General features: G+C 73.8%; 16 protein-coding genes. 9 read left to right on the top strand and 7 right to left on the bottom strand.

From position 1 onward, the window contains the following. The first annotated feature begins 6 nt into the window (after positions 1-6). The 3 genes from B9W62_RS33845 to B9W62_RS33835 all read left to right on the top strand — a co-directional run bounded on the left by B9W62_RS33845 (position 7) and on the right by B9W62_RS33835 (position 3,747). The gene (locus tag B9W62_RS33845; RefSeq protein WP_087810726.1) at positions 7-915 is read left to right on the top strand and encodes a DMT family transporter; all 909 of its coding nucleotides are present in this window, start codon (positions 7-9) and stop codon (positions 913-915) included. 86 nt (positions 916-1,001) lie between these two features. After that, positions 1,002-1,958, top strand: a complete 957-nt coding sequence (locus B9W62_RS33840; protein ID WP_179235801.1) for a polysaccharide deacetylase family protein — start codon at positions 1,002-1,004, stop codon at positions 1,956-1,958. 10 nt (positions 1,959-1,968) lie between these two features. Beyond that, positions 1,969-3,747: a glycoside hydrolase family 15 protein gene (locus B9W62_RS33835; RefSeq protein WP_087810724.1), complete on the top strand. Its 1,779-nt coding sequence runs from the start codon at positions 1,969-1,971 to the stop codon at positions 3,745-3,747. Positions 3,748-3,757: 10 nt separating this feature from the next. Here B9W62_RS33835 and B9W62_RS33830 read toward each other — a convergent pair whose 3' ends face one another. Genes B9W62_RS33830 through B9W62_RS33815 form a run of 4 tightly spaced genes read right to left on the bottom strand, consistent with a single transcriptional unit; the run spans position 3,758 to position 8,658 of the window. Continuing rightward, positions 3,758-4,927 (bottom strand): XdhC family protein, encoded by a 1,170-nt coding sequence (locus B9W62_RS33830; RefSeq protein WP_087810723.1) that lies wholly within the window; start codon positions 4,925-4,927, stop codon positions 3,758-3,760. After that, positions 4,920-7,070, bottom strand: a complete 2,151-nt coding sequence (locus tag B9W62_RS33825) for a xanthine dehydrogenase family protein molybdopterin-binding subunit (RefSeq protein ID WP_087810722.1) — start codon at positions 7,068-7,070, stop codon at positions 4,920-4,922. The genes B9W62_RS33830 and B9W62_RS33825 overlap by 8 nt, the downstream gene beginning before the upstream one ends. After that, a complete protein-coding gene (locus tag B9W62_RS33820; RefSeq protein WP_087810721.1) occupies positions 7,067-8,059 on the bottom strand; it encodes an FAD binding domain-containing protein in 993 nt (330 codons plus the stop codon). Before B9W62_RS33820 ends, B9W62_RS33825 begins: the two co-directional genes overlap by 4 nt. Further along, a complete protein-coding gene (locus B9W62_RS33815; protein WP_087810720.1) occupies positions 8,056-8,658 on the bottom strand; it encodes a 2Fe-2S iron-sulfur cluster-binding protein in 603 nt (200 codons plus the stop codon). The genes B9W62_RS33820 and B9W62_RS33815 overlap by 4 nt, the downstream gene beginning before the upstream one ends. Before the next feature lie 189 nt (positions 8,659-8,847). On the opposite strand from B9W62_RS33815, the gene xdhR reads away from it, so the two are divergent. Continuing rightward, positions 8,848-9,438 (top strand): purine salvage operon transcriptional regulator XdhR, encoded by a 591-nt coding sequence (gene xdhR, locus B9W62_RS33810; protein WP_087810719.1) that lies wholly within the window; start codon positions 8,848-8,850, stop codon positions 9,436-9,438. On the opposite strand, the gene B9W62_RS33805 is transcribed toward xdhR, so the two are convergent. Together B9W62_RS33805 and B9W62_RS33800 are read right to left on the bottom strand one after the other, a co-directional pair. Continuing rightward, positions 9,401-10,189: a response regulator gene (locus B9W62_RS33805; RefSeq protein WP_087810718.1), complete on the bottom strand. Its 789-nt coding sequence runs from the start codon at positions 10,187-10,189 to the stop codon at positions 9,401-9,403. The two genes, xdhR and B9W62_RS33805, sit on opposite strands and share 38 nt — an antisense overlap. Then, positions 10,186-11,832: a sensor histidine kinase gene (locus tag B9W62_RS33800; RefSeq protein ID WP_087810717.1), complete on the bottom strand. Its 1,647-nt coding sequence runs from the start codon at positions 11,830-11,832 to the stop codon at positions 10,186-10,188. The genes B9W62_RS33805 and B9W62_RS33800 overlap by 4 nt, the downstream gene beginning before the upstream one ends. A gap of 355 nt (positions 11,833-12,187) precedes the next feature. On the opposite strand from B9W62_RS33800, the gene B9W62_RS33795 reads away from it, so the two are divergent. The 5 genes from B9W62_RS33795 to B9W62_RS33775 are packed head-to-tail and all read left to right on the top strand — an operon-like array spanning position 12,188 to position 15,872. Next, a complete protein-coding gene (locus B9W62_RS33795) occupies positions 12,188-13,174 on the top strand; it encodes a Bug family tripartite tricarboxylate transporter substrate binding protein (protein WP_179235800.1) in 987 nt (328 codons plus the stop codon). Next, on the top strand, positions 13,171-13,716 hold the full coding sequence (locus B9W62_RS33790; protein ID WP_087810715.1) for a tripartite tricarboxylate transporter TctB family protein: 546 nt from the start codon (positions 13,171-13,173) through the stop codon (positions 13,714-13,716). The genes B9W62_RS33795 and B9W62_RS33790 overlap by 4 nt, the downstream gene beginning before the upstream one ends. 1 nt (position 13,717) lies before the next feature. Beyond that, entirely contained in the window at positions 13,718-15,217 is a 1,500-nt protein-coding gene (locus tag B9W62_RS33785; RefSeq protein ID WP_087810714.1) for a tripartite tricarboxylate transporter permease, read from the top strand. Positions 15,218-15,270: 53 nt separating this feature from the next. Further along, positions 15,271-15,504, top strand: coding sequence for an MDR/zinc-dependent alcohol dehydrogenase-like family protein (locus tag B9W62_RS33780; protein WP_256976672.1), 234 nt, complete (start codon positions 15,271-15,273; stop codon positions 15,502-15,504). Between the two features lie 44 nt (positions 15,505-15,548). Beyond that, complete coding sequence (locus tag B9W62_RS33775) at positions 15,549-15,872, top strand: putative quinol monooxygenase (RefSeq protein WP_087810713.1); 324 nt, start codon at positions 15,549-15,551, stop codon at positions 15,870-15,872. Between the two features lie 20 nt (positions 15,873-15,892). Here B9W62_RS33775 and B9W62_RS33770 read toward each other — a convergent pair whose 3' ends face one another. Beyond that, positions 15,893-19,516, bottom strand: a complete 3,624-nt coding sequence (locus tag B9W62_RS33770) for a protein kinase domain-containing protein (protein ID WP_087810712.1) — start codon at positions 19,514-19,516, stop codon at positions 15,893-15,895. Positions 19,517-19,542 lie beyond the last annotated feature (26 nt).

Below are 19,542 nucleotides of genomic sequence, written 5' to 3'. Positions count from 1 at the left end.
GCCGCGGTGAGTGTCCTCACCGTCGTCCTCGCCCTGTTCGCGGCGCTGTCGAACGCCGCGGCGTCGGTACTGCAACGCCGGGCCGCGGCGCAGGACGAGGACCGGGCGGGGGCCAGGCACACGGCGCTGCGCTCCCTGCTGCGGCTGGTGCGGGACCGGTACTGGGTCGCCGGGGCGGCGCTGCTCGCGCTGACGACGGTGTTGCAGGCGGCCGCGCTGGCGGTGGGCAGTCTGGCCGTCGTCCAGCCCTTGATGGCCACCGAACTGCTGTTCACGCTGGTGGTCGGCAGTGCGGTCTTCCACCGGCGGCCGGACTCGCGGACGTGGCTGGCCTTCGTCGCGCTGGCCGTGGGGCTCGCGCTGTTCCTGGGCTCCGCCTCCCCGTCGGCCGGTCAGGACACCGCTACGGGGGGCCGGTGGATCTGGGCGGGGCTGGCGCTGTTCGTCCTGATGACGGTCCTCGCCTCGGTCGGCAGCCTGGTGCACGGCGCGCCCCGCGCCGCGCTGTTCGGATCGGCGTCCGCGGTGGGGTTCGGCGGTACGGCGGCGCTGCTCAAGGAAGTGACGGGGCGGCTCCCCCAGGGGGTGGGCGAGGTGCTGACCCAGTGGCCGCCGTACGCGACGGGGGTGGTGGGCGTGGCCAGCTTCCTGCTGTTGCAGAGCGCCTTGCGGGCGGGGACCCTGGCCGCCTCGCAGCCTGCCCTGACCCTCGGCGACGCGCTGACCAGCGTCGCCCTGGGCTGGGCCCTGTTCGGCGAGGAGATCCTGCTCGGGGTGCGGGTGCTGCCCGAGCTGATCGGCGTGGCGCTGATCGGCCTCGGCAGCGTCGGGCTGGCGCGTGCGCCGTCGGTGCACGGCGCCTGGGACACCGCCCCGGCGGCACGGGACGGCCCCGGGCGAGCGGTGGAGCGATGAGGCGGCGAACCGGAACGCACGACTGGGCGGAAACCCGGCCGGCCGACCGGGGACGGAACGAGGTGAAGAGACCGGAGGTACCACGGATGCGTCAAGGTTCTCGGGCCGGGCGGACGGCGTACGCCGCCGCTCCGGTCCTCGCCGTCGCACTGGCCCACATCGGTCCGGCGGCGACCTGGCTGCCCGAACTGCGCCGCCGCCGGTTTCCCGGTCTGGCCGGTCTCGGCTCCCCCGGCCACGTGGCGCTCACCTTCGACGACGGCCCCGATCCGGCGTCCACGCCGCGGTTCCTCGACGTACTGGACCGACTCGGTGTGCGGGCCACCTTCTTCGTCCTGGGCGAGAACGCCGCACGCCACCCCGTGCTCACCGGCGAGCTGGTCCGGCGCGGACACGAGATCGCCGTCCACGGCTGGTCGCACGACCGGCCCTGGTGGCCGTCGCCGTCCCGGGACGCGCGCGAGTTGCTGCGCGCCGTCCGGGTGGTGGGCGAGGTGACCGGGACCGTCCCGCAGTGGTACCGGCCGCCCTACGGCATCCTCACCTCCGGTCGCTGGGCGGCCGCCCGCCGGTCCGGGCTGCGGCCCGTGCTGTGGACCGCGTGGGGCAAGGACTGGCGGTACGACGCCACGCCCGCCTCGGTACGCGCGACCGTGGCGGCCGACCTGCGCGGGGGTGGCACCGTCCTCCTCCACGACACCGACTACGCCTCCGCCCCGGGCAGCTGGCGGGCCGCCCTCGGCGCGCTGCCGGACATCGTGCGCGACTGCCGCGGGGCGGGGCTGGCGGTGGGCCCCCTGCGCGAGCACGGGACGGGCGGGGCCGCGGTGCCGTCCGTGACCGCGGGGTCGCCCGGGACGGCCGGGACAGCAGGGACGGCCGGGACGGCCGGGACAGCAGGGACGGCCGGGACAGCAGGGACGGCCGGGACAGCAGGGACGGCCGGGACAGCAGGGACGGCCGGGACAGCAGGGACGGCCGGGACGGCAGGGACGGCAGGGACGGCCAGGAGGGGACCGTTTCGGTCACCGGCGCCGGGATAGCCGTAGCGTCATGAAGGACAGCGACGAGCGGCGCGCGGCGGCACCGGACACGTCGAGCCCGCCCTGGGCACTGCGCGAGTACGCCGTCCTCGCCGACGGCGAGCGGGGCGCGGTCCTGGACCCCCGGGGCCGGATCGTGTGGCTGTGCGCCCCGCGGTGGCACGACGACGCGGTGTTCTCGGCCCTGATCGGCGGGGCCGGGCACTTCACCGTGGAGCCGACGGACCCCTGGCACGTCTGGGGCGGCTCCTACGAGGAGGGCACGCTGATCCGGATCAGCCGGTGGGTGACCGCCGACTGCGTGATCGAGTGCCGGGAGGCCCTCGCCCTGCCCGCCCGCACGGACCGGCTCGTACTGCTGCGCCGCATGCGCGTGGAGCGGGGCGAGGCACGGCTGCGCCTGGATCTGGACCCGCGGCCCGGCTTCGGGGCGGTCCGGATGCGCGATCCCCGGCTGGACCGGGGAGTGTGGACGGCCGCGTCGGAGGACCTGCGGATGCGGCTGGCCGGGGCGCCGGACGCGGTGTGGCGGGACGGGGCCGGGCTGTGCGGCGAGTTCCGGCTGCGCGAGGGCGAGACGCACGACCTCGTGCTGGAGCTGTCCGCGGGGCGGGAGACCGAACCGCTCGACGCCGAGGCGCTGTGGCGGGCCACGGAGCGGGAGTGGGGGCAGGCCGTACCGGACTGCTCGCGGCTGGTCGCGCCCCGCGACGCCCGGCACGCCTACGCCGTGCTGCGCGGACTGACCAGCGTCTCCGGCGGGATGGTCGCCGCCGCGACCACGTCCCTGCCGGAACGGGCCAACAGCGGGCGCAACTACGACTACCGCTATGCATGGCTGCGCGACCAGTGCTACGCCGGTCTCGCGGTCGCCGCGCACGGGCCGCACCCCTTGGTCGACGACGCCGTGCGCTTCGTCGCCGAGCGGGTGCTCGCGGACGGCGACGGCGTGCGCCCCGCCTACACGGTCGACGGGCGGCCGGTCGGGGAGGAACGCTCCCTACGGCTGCCCGGCTATCCCGGTGGCAGCGACCACGTGGGCAACGACGCGGGCGCCCAGTTCCAGCTGGACACCTTCGGCGAGGCGTTGCAGTTGTTCGCCGCGGCCGCCGCGCACGACCGGCTGACCGACGAGGCGGAACGGGCCGCCGCCGTCGCCGTGGACGTCGTCGAACGGCAGTGGCTGAAGCCGGAGGCCGGTCTGTGGGAGCTGGAGAACCGGTGGTGGACCCACTCCCGGCTGAGCGTGGTGTGCGGTCTGCGGCGGATGGCCGAGGTGCTGCCTGGGGCCGCGGGACGCCGGTGCGCCGAGCTCGCCGACACGGTGCTGCGCGAGACCCGGCGCCGCTGCCTGCGCGCCGACGGCCGCTGGCGGCGGGCCGAGGACGACGACGGGCCGGAGGCCGCGCTGCTGGTGCCGATGGCCCGCGGCTGCGCGTTCGGGGACGGCGACGGCGACGCCGCCACCCGCGCGTACGTCGAGTCCCGGCTGACCGAGGACGGGTACCTGTACCGCTTCGAACACGCCGGGGTGCCGCTCGGCGAGGCCGAGGGTGCGTTTCTGCTGTGCGGCTTCACGATGGCGCTCGCCACGCACCGGGTCGGTGACCGGGTCGGCGCGTTCCGCTGGTTCGAGCGCACCCGGGCGGCCTGCGGGCCGCCCGGGCTGTTCGCCGAGGAGTACGACGTGCGCCAGCGCCAGCTCCGCGGCAACCTCCCGCAGGCGTTCGTGCACGCCATGATGCTGGAGTGCGCGGTCCGCCTGGCCGGCGAGTCGACGCTGCCCTGAGCCTTCCTCCTCAGGCGGCCGCCCCCGTCTCCGCCACGTCCCGGTCCACCGCGGCGCGGTGGGCCTGGTCCCGGTGGATCGGCTCGGCTCCGCCCGTCAGGGGGACGCCCGTTCCGCCGCGGCGGGCCGCGACGATCTCCGCCGCTATGGACAGGGCCGTCTCCTCCGGGGTGCGGGCGCCGAGATCGAGGCCGATCGGTGAGCGGAGCCCGGACAGCTCGTCCTCGGTCAGGCCCGCCTCCCGCAGCCGGCGGTGGCGGTCCTCGTGGGTGCGGCGCGATCCCATCGCGCCGACGAACGCGACCGGTCTGCGCAGGGCCTCCGTCAGCAGCGGCACGTCGAACTTGGCGTCGTGGGTGAGCACGCACAGCACGGTGCGTCCGTCGGTCCGGGTCTGCCGCAGATAGCGGTGCGGCCAGTCGACGACGACCTCGTCGGCCTCCGGGAAGCGGGCCCGTGTGGCGAAGACCGGCCGGGCGTCGCACACCGTGACGTGATGCCCGAGGAACTTCCCGGCCCGCACCAGCGCGGCGGCGAAGTCGACCGCGCCGAAGACGATCATGCGGGGCGGCGGCACGCTGGACTCGACGAGCAGGGTGAGCCCGCCGGGGCAGTGCGACCCGTCCGGGGAGAGTCCGACCGTGGCGGTGCGTCCGGCGTCCAGCAGGGCGGCCGCCTCGGCGGCCGCGGTGCGGTCCAGCTCGGGGTGTCCGCCGAGACCGCCCTCGTACGATCCGTCGGGCCGGACCAGCAGCGCCCGGCCCAGGAGTTCGGACGGGCCCCGGACGACCCGGGCGAGGGCCACCGTCCCGCTCCGGGCGGCGGTCGAGAGCGCCGCCCGGAACACCTCCCGCGACGGCGCGTCCGCGCCGACCGGCGTCACCAGTACGTCGATGACCCCACCGCAGGTCAGGCCGACCGCGAAAGCGTCGTCGTCGCTGTAGCCGAACCGCTGGCGCACGCTCTCGCCGCTGTCCAGGGCCTCGGCGCACAGCTCGTACACCGCGCCCTCCACGCAGCCGCCGCCGGAGACCGAGCCGATCACCGTGCCGTCGCGGTCGACGGCGAGGGCCGCACCCGGTCCGCGCGGTGCGCTGCCGCCGACGGAGACGACACTGGCGACGGCGAACTCCCGTCCTTCGGCGAGCCAGCCGTTCAGCTCGTCGGCGATGTCAAGCATGCGGGCCGCCCCCGGACGCGGGCACCCCCGCCGACAGGATCCGGTCCGGCCGGATCGGCAGGTCGCGGTGGCGTACGCCGGTCGCGTGCCAGACGGCGTTGGCGACGGCCGCGGCGGCGCCCACGACGCCGATCTCGCCGACGCCCTTGATGCCCACCGGGTCGTCCGGGTCGGGGTCGTCCACCCAGTCGGCCTGGATGTCGCCCACGTCGGCGTTGGTGGCCACGTGGTACCCGGCGAGGTCGGGGGCGTACAGGGCGCCGCTCGTCCGGTCCCGGACCGCCTCCTCGTGCAGGGCCATGGAGATGCCCCAGACCATGCCGCCGACGAGCTGGTTGCGGGCGGTGAGCGGGTTGACGATCCGGCCGGCCGCGAAGATGCCGAGCATGCGGCGCACGCGTACCTCGCCGGTGGCGGGGTCCACGGCGACCTCGGCGAACTGCGCGCCGAAGGAGTGCCGTTCCTTCTGGGCCAGGGCGCCGAGGGCCTCGGTGGTGTCGGACCGTACGGTGATGCCCTCCGGCGGGATCGGCGTGCCCAGGGCGAGCCGCTCCCGCAGTTCACGGGCCGCCAGCCGGATCGCCCAGGCCCAGGAACGCGTGCCCATCGAACCGCCCGCGATCATCGCGGGGCCGAAGTCGCTGTCCCCGATCCGGACCCGGACCCGGTCGGGCGCGACCTCCAGGGCGTCGGCGGCGACGAGCGTGAGCGCCGTACGGGCGCCGGTGCCGATGTCGGCGGCGGCGATCCGCACGGTGAAGCCGCCGTCGGCCTGCGCGGTGACGACGGCCGTGGAGGGACCGGCGCCCGCGTGGAAGGAGGCGGCGGCCGTGCCCGTGCCGAGGAGCCAGCGCCCCTCCCGGCGCCGCCCGGGGCGCGGGTCGCGCTCGGCCCAGCCGAACCGCCGGGCCCCTTCGCGGAAGCAGGCGTCCAGGTTGCGGCTGCTGAAGGGCAGCCCGGAGACCGGGCCGACCTCGGGTTCGTTGCGCAGGCGCAGTTCGATCGGGTCGACGCCGCAGCGCTCGGCGAGTTCGTCGAGGGCCGACTCGACGGCGAAGGACCCCGGCGCCTCGCCCGGCGCGCGCATGAAGGTCGGCGACGGCACGTCGAGCGGGACGACCTCGTTGGCCGTGTGGTGGGCGTCGGCGTCGTACATCACCCGGGCCACGCCCGCGCTGGGCTCGACGAACTCGTAGACGGTGGACGTCTGGTTCAGCGAGCGGTGCTCCAGGGCGCGCAGCCGGCCGTCGGCGTCGGCGCCGAGCCGCACACGCTGGAGGGTGGGGCTGCGGTAGCCGGCCAGCGAGAACATCTGCCGCCTCGTCATGACCACGCGCACCGGACGCTGCAACTCGGTCGCGGCCATCACGGCGGCGACCTGGTGGGCGCGCAGTCCCTTGCTGCCGAAGCCGCCGCCGATGTGCTCGGAACGCACCCGCACCGCGGAGGCGTCGAGGGAGAACATGCTCGCCAGTTCGCTCTGGATCCAGGTGGTGCCCTGGTTGGAGTCGACGACCTCCAGGCGGCCGCCGTCCCACCGGGCGGTGGCGGCGTGCGGCTCCATCATGCTGTGGTGCTCTTCAGGGGTCGTGTACTCCTCGTCGACCACGACGGCGGAGGCGGCGAGGCCGGCCGCGAGGTCGCCCTTGGCGGTCTCGCCGGGCATGACCCCGCCGGCCGGGTGGGCGTCCGGGTGGCCGGTGGTGAGGGCGGTGTCGTGCGGCTCCTCGTCGTAGGCGACGACGAGGGCCTCGGCGGCCTCCCGGGCCTGCTCGGGTGTCTCGGCGACGACGAGGGCGACCGGCCAGCCCACGTGGTGCACCCGGTCCTGCTGGAAGACCGCGGCGGTGGGGTCCGGCGCCATGCCCAGCAGGCCGATGTAGTCGGTGTCGACGCGCGGGGCGTTGCCGTGGTGCAGGACGGCCAGTACGCCGGGCATGGCCAGGACCGGCTCGGTGTCGATCGCGCGGACGCGGCCGCGGGCGACGGTGGACAGCACCAGCCAGCCGTGGGCGAGGTCGGCGAAGGGGATCTCGCCCGCGTAGCGGGCCGCCCCGGTCACCTTGTCACGGCCCTCGACGCGGGTGTGCGGGGTGCCGACGACGCCCCTGATCGCCGTACGACCGGTCGTGGCGGTGGTCATCGGGCGGTCTCCTCGGCGAGTTCGGTCAGGACGGCCACCACGAGGTTGCGCATGAGGGTCACCTTGTATCCGTTGTCGGGCAGCGGCCTGGCGGCCGCGAGTTCGAGGTCCGCGGCGGCGGCGAAGGTGTCGCCGTCGGCCGGTGCGCCGGTCAGCACGGACTCGGCCGCGCGGGCCCGCCAGGGCCGCGAGGCGACCGCGCCGAGGGCCAGCCGGGCCTCGCGCACGACGCCGTCCTCGATGTCGAGCGCGGCGGCGACCGAGCCGATCGCGAAGGCGTACGAGGCGCGCTCGCGCACCTTGCGGTAGCGGGAGCGGGCGGCGACCGGGGCGGGCGGCAGGGTGACGCCGGTGATCAGCGCGCCGGGCGGCAGGACGGTCTCCCGGTGCGGGGTGTCCCCGACGGGGAGGTAGAAGTCGGCCAGCGGCAACTCACCCGGCCCGTCGAGGGTTTCGTAGCCGACGACGGCGTCGAAGGCGGTGAGGGCCACACCCATGTCGGAGGGGTGCACGGCCACGCAGTGGTCGGAGGCGCCCAGGACGGCGTGGTTGTGGTGCTCGCCGGTGATCGCGGAGCAACCGCTGCCGGGGGCACGCTTGTTGCACGGCTTGCTCAGGTCGGTGAAGTAGCCGCAGCGGGTGCGCTGGAGGAGGTTGCCGCCGACGGTGGCCATGTTGCGCAGCTGGCCGGAGGCGCCGGCCAGGACCGCCTGTGCCAGGGCCGGGTAGCGGCGGCGCACCTCGGGGTGGGCGGCGAGGTCGCTGTTGGTGACGGTGGCGCCGATGTGCAGGCCGCCGTCCGCGGTCACCTCGATGCCGTCCAGGGGCAGTTCGCGGACGTCGACGAGCCGGGCGGGACGCTCGACGCCGGTCTTCATCAGGTCGACGAGGTTGGTCCCGCCGCCGAGGAAGCGGGCGTCCGGGTCGGCGGCGAGCAGGGCCACGGCGCCGGAGACGTCCTCGGCGCGCTGGTATCCGAACTCCCTCATGCGGCCGTCTCCTCGGTGGTCTCGTGCCGGCCGGCACGGTCGCCGTCGTGGGCCTCGGCCTCGTGAGCCTCGGCGGCACGGGTGACCGCCTGCACGATGGAGACGTAGGCGCCGCAGCGGCACAGGTTGCCGCTCATCCGTTCGCGGATCTCGTCCGGCGTCAGGGGTGGTGGTCCGGCCTCGGGGCGTACGTCCTCGGTGGCGGCGCTGGGCCAGCCGGCCGCGTGCTCCTCGATGACCGCGATCGCCGAGCAGATCTGGCCGGGGGTGCAGTAGCCGCACTGGTAGCCGTCGAGGTCGAGGAAGGCCTGCTGGACCGGGTGCAGCCGGTCGCCCTCGGCCATTCCCTCGATGGTGGTGATCTCGCGTCCCTCGGCGGCGACGGCGAGGTTCAGACAGGAGACGGCGCGGCGTCCGTCGACCAGGACGGTACAGGCGCCGCACTGCCCCTGGTCGCAGCCCTTCTTGGTACCGGTGAGGTCGAGGCGCTCGCGCAGGGCGTCGAGCAGGGTAGTGCGGTGGTCGACGGTCAGCTGGTGCTTCTCGCCGTTGATGTTCAGGGTGACGGCGCTGGACGTCGACGAGGGCGCTGGGGCCATGATCAGCCTTCTTTGGTGTCTGGGACCGGGAAAACTGGCTGTAGGCGGTGAGTGCATGGGTGGGGGGTACCGCTGTCCGCCGGTAGACTGGGCGGACAACCGGACAACTGTCCATTCACTGGAAAACGTAACGGACAGTTGTCCGCTTAGCAAGGTCGGGATTCGGCCACGAACCCGGAAGGAGGACGAGTGCCGCAGTCGAGGAAGGCCAAGCCGGACACTCCCCTGCGCTCGGACGCCCAGCGCAACCGCGAGCGCATCCTGGCCGTGGCCACGGAGGAGCTGACGCACTGCGCGAACGCCCCGTTGAGCGCCATCGCCAAGAAGGCGGGGGTCGGGCAGGGCACCTTCTACCGCAACTTCCCGAGCCGCGAGGCGCTCGTCCTGGAGATCTACCGCTACGGGATGCAGCAGGTGGCCGAGGCCGCGCCCGAAATGCTGGCCGCCGGGGAACCCGACCGGGCACTGCGCCAGTGGATGGACCGCCTCGCCGAGTTCGCCATGACCAAGGCGGGTCTGGCGGACGCGATCCGGCTGGTCACCAGCGCGCCCGGGGCGCCGGAGAAACCGCGCCCCACCCCGCTGGAGGACGCGGCCGAACTCCTGCTCCGTGCCAACCACGAGGCCGGCACGATCCGGCCCGGAGTGACCGGGGACGACTTCTTCCTCGTCCTCGGCGGACTGTGGCTGATCGATCCCGGCGAGAACTGGCAGCCGCGGGTCACCCGGTTCCTGGACCTCGTCATGGCCGGGCTGCGGGCCGGAGCGCCGGGCCGGTGACCGCGCCCCGGAAGCGGTAGCGGCGCTCCGGGCGCCCCGCCACGCCGTAGCGCAGGGAGACGTCCGCGCCGCCCACGGTGTGGAAGTACTCCAGGTAGCGGCGCGCGCTGACCCGGGAGATGCCGGTCAGCGCCGCGCACTCGCTGGCGGACAGGGTGCCGTCGGCCTCGCGCAGGGTGCGCTCCACCAGTCCGGCGGTCTCCACACTCATTCCCTTGGGCAGCGGGGGTGCCGGTGCGGCCTGTGCCGCGGCCCCGGCCAGTACGCGGTCGACGTCGGCCTGGCTGCGCACCACCGTGCCGAGCAGCCGGCCCCGCTGGGCGGCGTAGCGCTCAAGGCGCACCCGCAGGTCCTCGAACTCGAAGGGTTTGAGGAGGTAGTCGACCACGCCGTGCCGCACCGCCCCGCGCACCGCGTCCGCCTCCCGGGCCGCGCTGATGACCATGACGTCGCAGTCGTGGCCCGCGGCGCGCAGCCGCGGGATGACGTCGAGGCCGAAGACGTCCGGCAGGTACAGGTCGAGCAGGACCAGGTCGGGTCGCAGTTCCCCGACGGCGGTCAGCGCCTGCTCCCCGGTGCCGGCGGCCCCGACGACCCGGAAGGGCTCGACCCGTTCGACGAACGCGCGGTGGACGCGGGCCACCATGAAGTCGTCGTCTACCACGAGCACGCCGATCGGGGCGGCCGCGCGGGGCGGCTCGCCGGGCGCGGCGGTCGCGGTCGCGTCGGACGTGCCGCTCGTAGCCGTCATGGTGCTGCTCCTTCCGCCACCGCGTCGGTGAGGTGGCTGACGGTCATGCGTGCGGTGAACATGGCCCCCTCGGGGGTGTTGGTCACCGAGATCTCACCGCCGTGACGTTCGCAGACCAGCCGGGTCAGCGCCAGGCCGATGCCGCGCTCGCCCTGCCGGGCGGCCTTGGTGGTGAAGCCGTGGGAGAAGACCTCCCGGGCCAGTTCGGGCGCCACGCCGGGCCCGGAGTCGCGGACCACGATCTCGACGCTGGCGGCGTCCTGCCGCAGCTCGACCTCGACCCAGGCCTCGTGCGCGTCGTCCAGGGTGGCGGCGGCGTCCACGGCGTTGTCGACGAGGTTGCCGACCACGGTCGCGACGTCGGCGGCGTCCGCCGGCTCCAGCCGGTCCAGGGCCGTACGGTCCGAGACGCGCAGGACCACCCGGCGCTCGGCCGCGAGGGAGGTCTTCGCGGTGATCAGCGCGGCCACCGCGGTGTCCCGGACCCGGCGGCTGAGGGTGACGTCCAGGGACTGGCGGCGCTGGTTGAGGCCGCGGATGTAGCGCACCACCTCGTCCTGCTCACCGATCTGGATGAGCCCGGAGATGGTGTGGAGCTGGTTGGCGAACTCGTGGGCCTGGGCGCGCAGCAGCTCGGAGGTGGAGCGGAAGGAGCCGATCTCCCGCTCCAGACGGGCCAGTTCCGTGCGGTCGCGCAGCGTGGTGACCGAGCCGAGCGGGCGGCCGTCCTTGGTGACGGTCATGCGGTTCATGACCAGGACCCGGCCGTTGCGGACGACGACCTCGTCGCGCGGATCGGCCGTCTGCGAGGTCACGCCGGCGAGGACGTCGCGCAGCCGTCCGTCGATGCCGAGACCGTCCAGGCTCTGGCCCACGCAGTCGGCGGGCAGGTCGAGCAGGCGCCGGCCCATCTCGTTGACCAGGGTGAGCCGGTGCTGCGGATCGAGGGCGACGACGCCCTCGGCGATGCCGTACAGCATGGCCTCGCGGTGTTCGGCGAGGCCGGCGATCTCGCGCGGCTCCAGGCCGAGGGTCTGCCGCTTGACGCGCCGGGCCAGCAGCCAGGAGCCGGCCACGCCGAGGCCGCTGGCGATGCCGAGGTAGGCGAGCAGGTAGGAGGAGGCTCCGCCGAGCCGCTGCCACACCGTCGGGTCGGCCTCGCCGACCATCACCGTGCCGAGGTGGCGGCCGAGGGTCTGCCGGGTGGCACCGAGCACCGGGACCTGGGCGACCAGCTCCCGGCTGCCCTGCACGGTCAGCGGCCCCGACCAGCCGCTCGTGACACCGGCACCCTTCCCGCGCGGCAGCCGGGCGCCGATCAGCGTGGGGTCGGTGGAGCTGACGACGCGGCCGCCGGCGTCGGCGACCGTGACGGAGGTGACCCCGGACTGGGTCTGCGTGGAGTTGACCAGCGGGGCGAGGGCCTCCTGCGGCACCGGGCGCAGCAACTGGCTGCGCACCAGCGGCGTGGCGGCCAGCTGCTCGGCCAGGGCGGTGACCCGGCGGCCCTCGACGCGGTTGAAGGTGGCCTTGGACTGGGCGAGCGAGACGGCGGCCACCGCGAGCAGGACGACCACGACGATGGCGAGTTGCAGGACCAGCATCTCGCCCGCGAGGGTCTGACGGCGGAAGGTGGGGGCCACGGCGGACTCGTTTTCGGCTCACGGAGGGGGCTGGGACGGGGCGGGGATGTGGTGACCGGCAGGGGGACCGGTGGGTGTGCCGGATCGCCATCATGGCGCCCACCTGCGGCGAGGGAAAGGGATGTGCCTGCTTCGCAATGAACCGGCGATCGGACGGCGATGTGACACCCCGCATCGGTCACGCGGTTTCTGGCGACATGGATCGGCCGCGCGGTTCCGGCGACCGCAATGAACACAACCTCCCTTGGTTGCGCAAGGAAGACACGAGGCAGACGCGCGGGCACCATGTGGCCCACGTCACCCTCCCCCACAGGGCTCCCCTACCGCTCTACCCAACCGACAGGTGGTGTCATACGTGCGCCTGCGCACCCCCCTTGCCCTGCTCGGGGCCGCCGTGCTCGTGCTGGCCGGACCGCCGTTGCTCTCCTCGGGCGACGACTCCGATTCCGGCACCCGGATCCCGGGCCTGCGCTTCATGGTTCCCAACACGCCCGGCGGCGGATACGACATCACCGCCCGCACGGCCGCGAAGAACGCCGAGGACGCCGGACTCACGCACAACATCGAGGTGTTCAACCTGCCCGGCGCGGGCGGCACCGTGGGCCTGAGCCGGCTGGTGAGTGAGCACGGCAACGGCAAGCTCGCCATGTCCATGGGCCTCGGTGTCGTGGGCGCCGTCCGCTCCAACCACGCGCCCAAGACCCTCGCCGACGCCACGCCGATCGCACGGCTCACCGAGGAGCAGGACGTCGTCGTGGTCGCCAAGGACTCGCCGTACAAGACGATCGACGAGCTGATCGACGCCTGGAAGGAGGACCCCGGGAAGATCCCGGTGGGCGGTGGTTCGTCGCCGGGCGGGCCCGACCACCTCGCGCCGATGCTGATGGCGCAGGCCGCCGGGATCCAGCCGAAGTCGGTGAACTACATCCCCTTCGACGGCGGCGGCGAGCTGCTCGCCTCCATCCTCGGCAACAAGGTCGGCTTCGGGGTCTCCGGCGTCGGCGAGTACCTGGACCAGATCAAGGCGGGCGAGCTGCGGGTGCTCGCGGTGACCGGGCCCGAGCGGGTGGACGACCTCGAGGACGCGCCCACCCTCAAGGAGTCCGGCTACGACGTGGACTTCACCAACTGGCGCGGCATCGTCGCCCCGCCCGGACTGTCCGAGGCGCAGCGCGACAAGCTGATCCGCCTGTTCGAGGAACTGCACGACTCGCCCGAGTGGAAGAAGTCCATGGACCAGAACGGCTGGGACGACGCGTTCCTGACCGGCGACGAGTTCGGCGACTTCCTGGACGCCCAGGACCAGCGTGTGGTGTCGGTGCTGAAGGAGCTGGGACTGTGACCACGCCGACCGAACTCCCCGGGGACCGCGAGGAAGCGGCCTCCGGCCGGCGCTCGTGGCTGCGCGAGCACTCCGAACTGGGTGTCTGCGTCCTGCTGCTGGCGCTCGGCGTGCTCGTCCTGACCGACGCGCTCACCATGGACGTCGACATCACCCAGCGCGGCCCGGTCGGCCCCAAGACCGTGCCGGTCGTGGTCGGCATCGGCCTGCTGGTGATCGCCGCGCTGCTCGCCGTCGACGTGCTGCGCGGCGGCCGGGGCGAGGCCGAGGGCGGCGAGGACGTCGACCTGTCCGAACCGGCCGACTGGCGCACGGTGCTGCTGCTGTCCGGGATCTTCCTCGGCGCCGCCGCCCTGATCGAGCCGGCCGGCTTCCCCGTGGCGGGTGCGCTGCTCTTCTGGGGCGCCGCCTTCGCGCTCGGCAGCCGCCGCGTGGACCGCGATCCGCTGATCGCCGCGGTGCTGGCCCTGATCACCTACGTCGTCTTCGACAAGCTGCTCGGCGTGCCGCTGCCCGGCGGTCCGCTGATGGGAGTGCTCTGACATGAACGCCCTCAACTCCCTCATGGACGGGTTCGGCACGGCCCTGACCCCGCTCAACCTGCTGTGGGCCGCCCTCGGCGTGCTGCTCGGCACGGCCATCGGCGTGCTGCCCGGCATCGGCCCGGCGATGGCGGTGGCACTGCTGCTGCCGGTGACGTACGGGCTGGATCCGGTCGCGGCGTTCATCATGTTCGCGGGCATCTACTACGGCGCGATGTTCGGCGGTTCGACCACCTCCATCCTGCTCAACACCCCCGGCGAGAGTGCCGCCGTGGTCGCGGCCATGGAGGGCAACCCCATGGCGAAGGCGGGGCGTGGCGCGCAGGCGCTGGCCGCCGCCGCCATCGGCCACTTCGCGGGCGGCATGATCGGCACGATCCTGCTCGTGGCCCTCGCCCCGACGGTCGCCGACCTGGCCGTGGACATCGGTGCCCCGGACTACTTCGCCATCATGGTGCTGGCCTTCATCGCCGTGACGTCGGTGCTGGGTTCGTCGCGGATCAGGGGTCTGGCCTCGCTGCTGATCGGTCTGACGATCGGCCTGGTGGGCCTGGACCAGATGACCGGCCAGCAACGGCTGACCTTCGGTTCGCTGCAACTCGCCGACGGCGTGGACGTGGTGATCGTGGCGGTCGGTCTGTTCGCCATCGGCGAGGCGCTGTGGGTGGCGGCCCATCTGCGGCGCGGGGCGGCCGAGCCGATCCCGGTGGGCCGTCCCTGGCTCGGCCGCGCCGATGTGAGGCGGACCTGGAAGTCCTGGCTGCGCGGCCCGTTCATCGGCTTCCCGTTCGGCGCGATCCCGGCGGGCGGCGCGGAGATCCCCACCTTCCTGTCGTACGTGACGGAGAAGCGGCTGTCCAAGCACAAGGACGAGTGGGGCAAGGGCGCCATCGAGGGCGTGGCCGGTCCGGAGTCGGCGGCGTCGGCCTCGGCCGCCGGCACGCTGGTGTCCATGCTGACGCTCGGTCTGCCGACGACGGCGGTCGCCGCGGTCATGCTGGCCGCCTTCCAGCAGTACGGCATCCAGCCGGGTCCGCTGCTCTTCGAGCGCGAACCCGAGCTGGTGTGGGGTCTGATCGCCTCGCTGTTCGTCGGCATGGTGCTGCTGCTCGCCCTGAACCTGCCGCTGGCGCCGGTCTGGGCCAAGCTGCTGCGCATCCCGCGGCCGTACCTCTACGCGGGGATCATGTTCTTCGCTGCGGTCGGTGCGTACGCGGTCGGCGGCGAGGTGGTCGACCTGGTGATCCTGCTGGTCATCGGTCTGATCGGGTTCGGTATGCGGCGCTACGGGCTGCCCGTCCTGCCCGCCGTGATCGGTGTCATCCTCGGCCCGAACGCCGAGCAGCAGCTGCGCCGCGCCCTTCAGATCAGCGACGGCAGCGTGACGGGCCTGGTCAACACGCCGTTCTCGGTGACGGTGTATGCGGTGATCGTGCTGCTGCTGGCCTGGCCGCTGGTCAAGCGGCTGGTGGTCCGGGGACGGACACGGGCGGACGCCTGATCCCCGGCCCGGTCCGGTCCGGCGACGCGTGCGCGTGCGCGTGCTCAGGAGCGGTGTGGTATGCCCGGTACGTCGATTCCGTACCGGGCAACGTCGTCGGAGCGTCGGAGATCAACTTCATCGGTAACCTCGTCGGCGGCTGCCTCGGCCTGTGCGAGCTGATGGTGCTCGCGGCCGAGGGCCGGGTACGCCTGCGAACGGCGACGTACCCGCTCGACCGCTTCCGGGACGCGCTCGCCGACCTGGACGCCGGCCGGGTCCGCGGCCGCGCCGCCCTCGTACCGTGACCGGGGAGATCCACTCCGGTCCCGCCCTCACAGAAAGCGAACTCATGATCTTCATCACGGCGAAGTTCCAGGTACTCCCCGAACACGCGGACCAGTGGCCGGAGATCGTCGGCGACTTCACCCGGGCCACCCGGGCGGAACCCGGCTGCCTCTGGTTCGACTGGTCCCGCAGCGTCGACGACTCCACGGAGTACGTGCTGGTCGAGGCGTTCCGCGACGAGGAGGCGGGCGGCGCCCACGTCAACTCCGCGCACTTTCGCGCCGCGCAGGAGAAGCTGCCCCGCTACCTGGCCCGCACGCCGCGCATCGTGAACACGATGCTCGACCAGGAGGGCTGGTCGGAGCTGGGCGAGATGGCGGTGGAGTAGGACGCCGGAGCCCGCCGCCGTCACCGGCGGCGGGCCCGCTGCCGGAGCAGCCTCCGGTGGACTCCGTCCGGGCGGAGCCGGCCCAGGCCGGCCCTCCGGAGGCGGGTGAGCAGCTCGTCGAAGCTCTCGCTGTCGTGGTGCTGGTCGAGGTAGGGCTGTGCGCGTTCGTCCCAGTCGGCCGGTTCGGGCACGGCCAGGTCCCAGTCGATCTCCCAGACGCGGAGAGTTCCGTCCGCGCCGAGTGAGACCGCGCGGGTGCCGTCCTCGCTGACGCGCACCCGTTGCAGTGCGGTCTGCCCTTCCAGGACGTGGACGCAGCGGCCGGTGGTGACGTCCCAGATGCGGATGGCCTCGTCCATGCCGGCCGAGAAGGCGAACCGGCCGTCGGCGGTGAGGTCGACGCCGAGCACGGGATGGGTGTGGCCGGCCATCAGCCGCAGGCACTTGCCCGTGGCCAGGTCCCAGTGCCGCACCGTGGCGTCCCAGCCCCCGGTCACGGCGAAGCGCCCGTCCGCGCTCACCTGCACGGTGTCGACACGGTCGGCGTAGTCCTCGAGAGCGCGCCGGCGCCTGCGGTCACCCGTCCAGTAGACGACGCCCGAGTATTGCAGGGCGGCCATGACGACGCGACCGTCCGTGCTCACACTGACCGCGTTGACCTGTTCCAGCTCGCGTCGGGAGGGGCCCTCGGTGTAGTGCGCGGTGCGGCTCGGCCCGCGGAACGCGCGCAGCAGGCGGCCGTCGGCGAGATCCCACAGCCGCAGCACCCCGTCCCCGTTCTGGACCAGCGCGGTGCGGCCGGCCCGGTCGACGGCGACCGACATCCAGGTGGAGACGGGCTCGCCCAGGTCCCGGACCGGGGTTCCGGTGCGCAGGTCCCACAGCCGGACGTCGCGCGCGGCGTGGCCCACGACCGCGTGGGAGGCGTCGACCGTCATGGCGAGGACGCTGACGTCGTCCCCGCCGTGTTCGGCGAGAGGGTAGGTGCGGGCGGCCCGGCCGGTGTCGAGATCCCACAGGACCATCGTGTGTCCGGGCGTGCTGGACAAGGCGTGTCGCCCGTCGCCGCTCACCGCGACGTCCCGGTGCCAGAACGTCGCCTCTCCGGGGAGGGTGATGCTTCGCGCCTGCCAGACGGCCCGCAGGCCGACGCGCTCGGCGCCGGTGAGGAGCCGGCGCCAGGCGACGACCACGGACGCGTCCCGTTCGTAGCCCGGCAGCGTACGTGCTTCGGAGAGGCTGCTCAGGGCCCGGGGGAGATCTCCTTCGGCGGCTGCGGACTCGCTCGCCGCGAGGAGGGTCCGCAGCCGGTCGTCGAGCTGTCGCACGCGGGCGTGCGGCCGGGGGCGGCAGACCCGCAGCGGCGCCCGGTGGCCCCTGGGCAGTCCCCAGGACCTGACGGTGTCGTTGTTGCTCACCGAGTGGGCCCGTCGTCCGTCCGGGTCGATCCGGACGGGCATGTGCAGGGACTCGTTGGCGAACAGCAGCCGGGCCTGTTCGTCACGGTGTCCTTCGAAGGTCCGCAGGCAGCGGCCGTTCGTGGTGTCCCACAGGCGCATGTCGCCGTTGCGGGTGGCGGTCAGCACCAGTGCGTCGTGCAGCCGGAGCTCCTCGACGCCGTCGCCCAGCACGTGCCGGCACTCCCCGGTTTCCAGGTCCCACACGCGCAGGGCCTCGTGCCCGCCGGTGACGGCCGTACGGCCGCCGTTGCCGATCCCGACCGCGTTCAGCCGGTCGGGACTGGTGAGGCCACCCGCGTAGCGTCCGGTGCGCAGGTGCCACACCTGGACGGTGCCGTCGTCCGCGCCGGAGGCAAGGAGCGATCCGTCGGCGGAGAAGGCGAGTGAGCGGATCCGATCGGAGGGCCCCGTCAGGTCGAGCACGGTCCTGCCGGAGGCGACGTCCCACACCAGGATCCGGCTCGGCTCGTACGCCGGGGCGACGGTCGCGCCGGCCAGGAGCGAGCAGCCCGGTCCGAAGCGGAGCGCGCTGACGTGGACCCGGCTCTCCATCACCACGCGCCCGTGGCGGTCGTCCCCGGTCTCCCGCACCCGCACGGCGGTGTTCGTCCCCCAGGCGGCCAGTCGTCCGTCGTCGCCGAGGTCGAGGGCCGTGACGGCCTCCCCGCTCTCCACCACCCGGGGGTCCGGGGACGACAGGGAGAAGAGGTGCACCGGGAACCGGTCGGGCTTGCGGCGGTAGCCGAACAGGTAGGTCCGGAGGTTGCGCGGTACCGGGTCACGGATCACCCGGGCCGTCATGGCGACCCGGCCGTCGGTGCTGAGGGAGGCGGCCGTCATCCACTCCGTGCCGCGCTCCTCCCGCGTCCGCGCGCCCCTGTGCGTCAGGACGTGCTCCTCCAGGCCGTCTCCGAGGGCCCCTGCCTCGGCCTGTCCGAGGACCGCGCTCACCTCCGGTTCGTCACCGGCGCCGGCGGCCGCCTCCCGCAGGAGCGGGAGCGCGGCGTCCAGATCGCCCCGCTCCAGGTGGAGTTGGCCCAGCAGGTAGGCGCCTTCCCACCGGCCGGGGGCTCCGGTGCGGGCGACGGACATGGTCGCCACCGCCGTCTCGTCGCTGATCTCGCCGCGGCGCCAGCGCAGGGTGAGCGAGTTGAACGTGGCTTCCAGGTGGGTGGGATCGATGCGCAGCGCCTCCCTCAGGGTCTGCTCGGCATGGGTGTCCTCGCCGAGGTCGAGCCGGGAGAGCGCGTGGTTGTTCAGCTCGTCGGCGCGCAGGGCGGCCTCGGCGGGAGCCGTCCTCGGGTAGGGACCGACCGTGTGTTCGTGGAGGTCGATCAGCTCCTCGGCGATCTCGGCCATGGTGGCGGGGCGCTGCGACGGCTCGTGGCGCAGGCAGCGCCCCAGCAGCCGGGCGAGGCGGTCCGGCACGGCGGCGGCGGACCGCTGCTCGGCCAGCGTCACCGGCGCGTTCGGTCCCTCACCCCAGGTGGCCGCTCCGACGAACATCTCCAGGACGGTCACCGCGAAGCTCCACACATCGGTACGACGGCCCAGCGGCCGGCCCGCCACCTGCTCCGGCGACGCGTACGCGGGGGTGTAGCCGCCTGCGGTGACCGCGACGCTGACGTCAGCGCGCCCTGGGGCGGCGCTCTCCTCGACCGCCAGGATCGCCCGGGACCTCGACAGGCCGAAATCGGTCACCTTCGCCGTGCCGTCCTCGTCGAGCAGGATGTTGGCCGGTTTGACGTCCTGGTGGACGACGCCGCGCCGGTGCGCGTGCTCCAGCCCCCACGCCACCTGGATCGCCAGGTCCAGCCGGAAGCCCAGCGCCCGCTCCGGCTCCATGTCGCGCAGCCGGCCCCGGTCGAGCAGGTCGCGCAGGCTGCCGCCGGCGGCGTACTCGGCGAAGATCCGCGGGATGCCGTCGACCGTGCGCACGTAGAAGCAACTGCACAGGTGGGGGTGGAGACCCAGGGAGATCCACGTCCTGGCCTCGGCGAGGAAACCCTCCCGGCCGACCGGGTGCCGGAACAGGGCCGGCCGCGGGCTCTTGACGGCCAGGTCGACGTCCCAGCCGAGGTGCCGCACCCGGTAGACCAGGCCCATCCCGCCGTGCAGGTGCACACGAGTGACCCGGTACAGGCCCTCGATCTCGTCACCGACCCGCCAACTCGCCCCCGTCACCACGAAATCTTTATTAGCATCACGGG

It is taken from the genome of Streptomyces sp. CS113 (genome assembly GCF_002188365.1).
GTDB lineage: Bacteria > Actinomycetota > Actinomycetes > Streptomycetales > Streptomycetaceae > Streptomyces > Streptomyces tendae.
The sequence above is the reverse complement of the archived record's forward strand: the minus strand, read 5'-3'. Positions and strand labels throughout refer to the sequence as shown.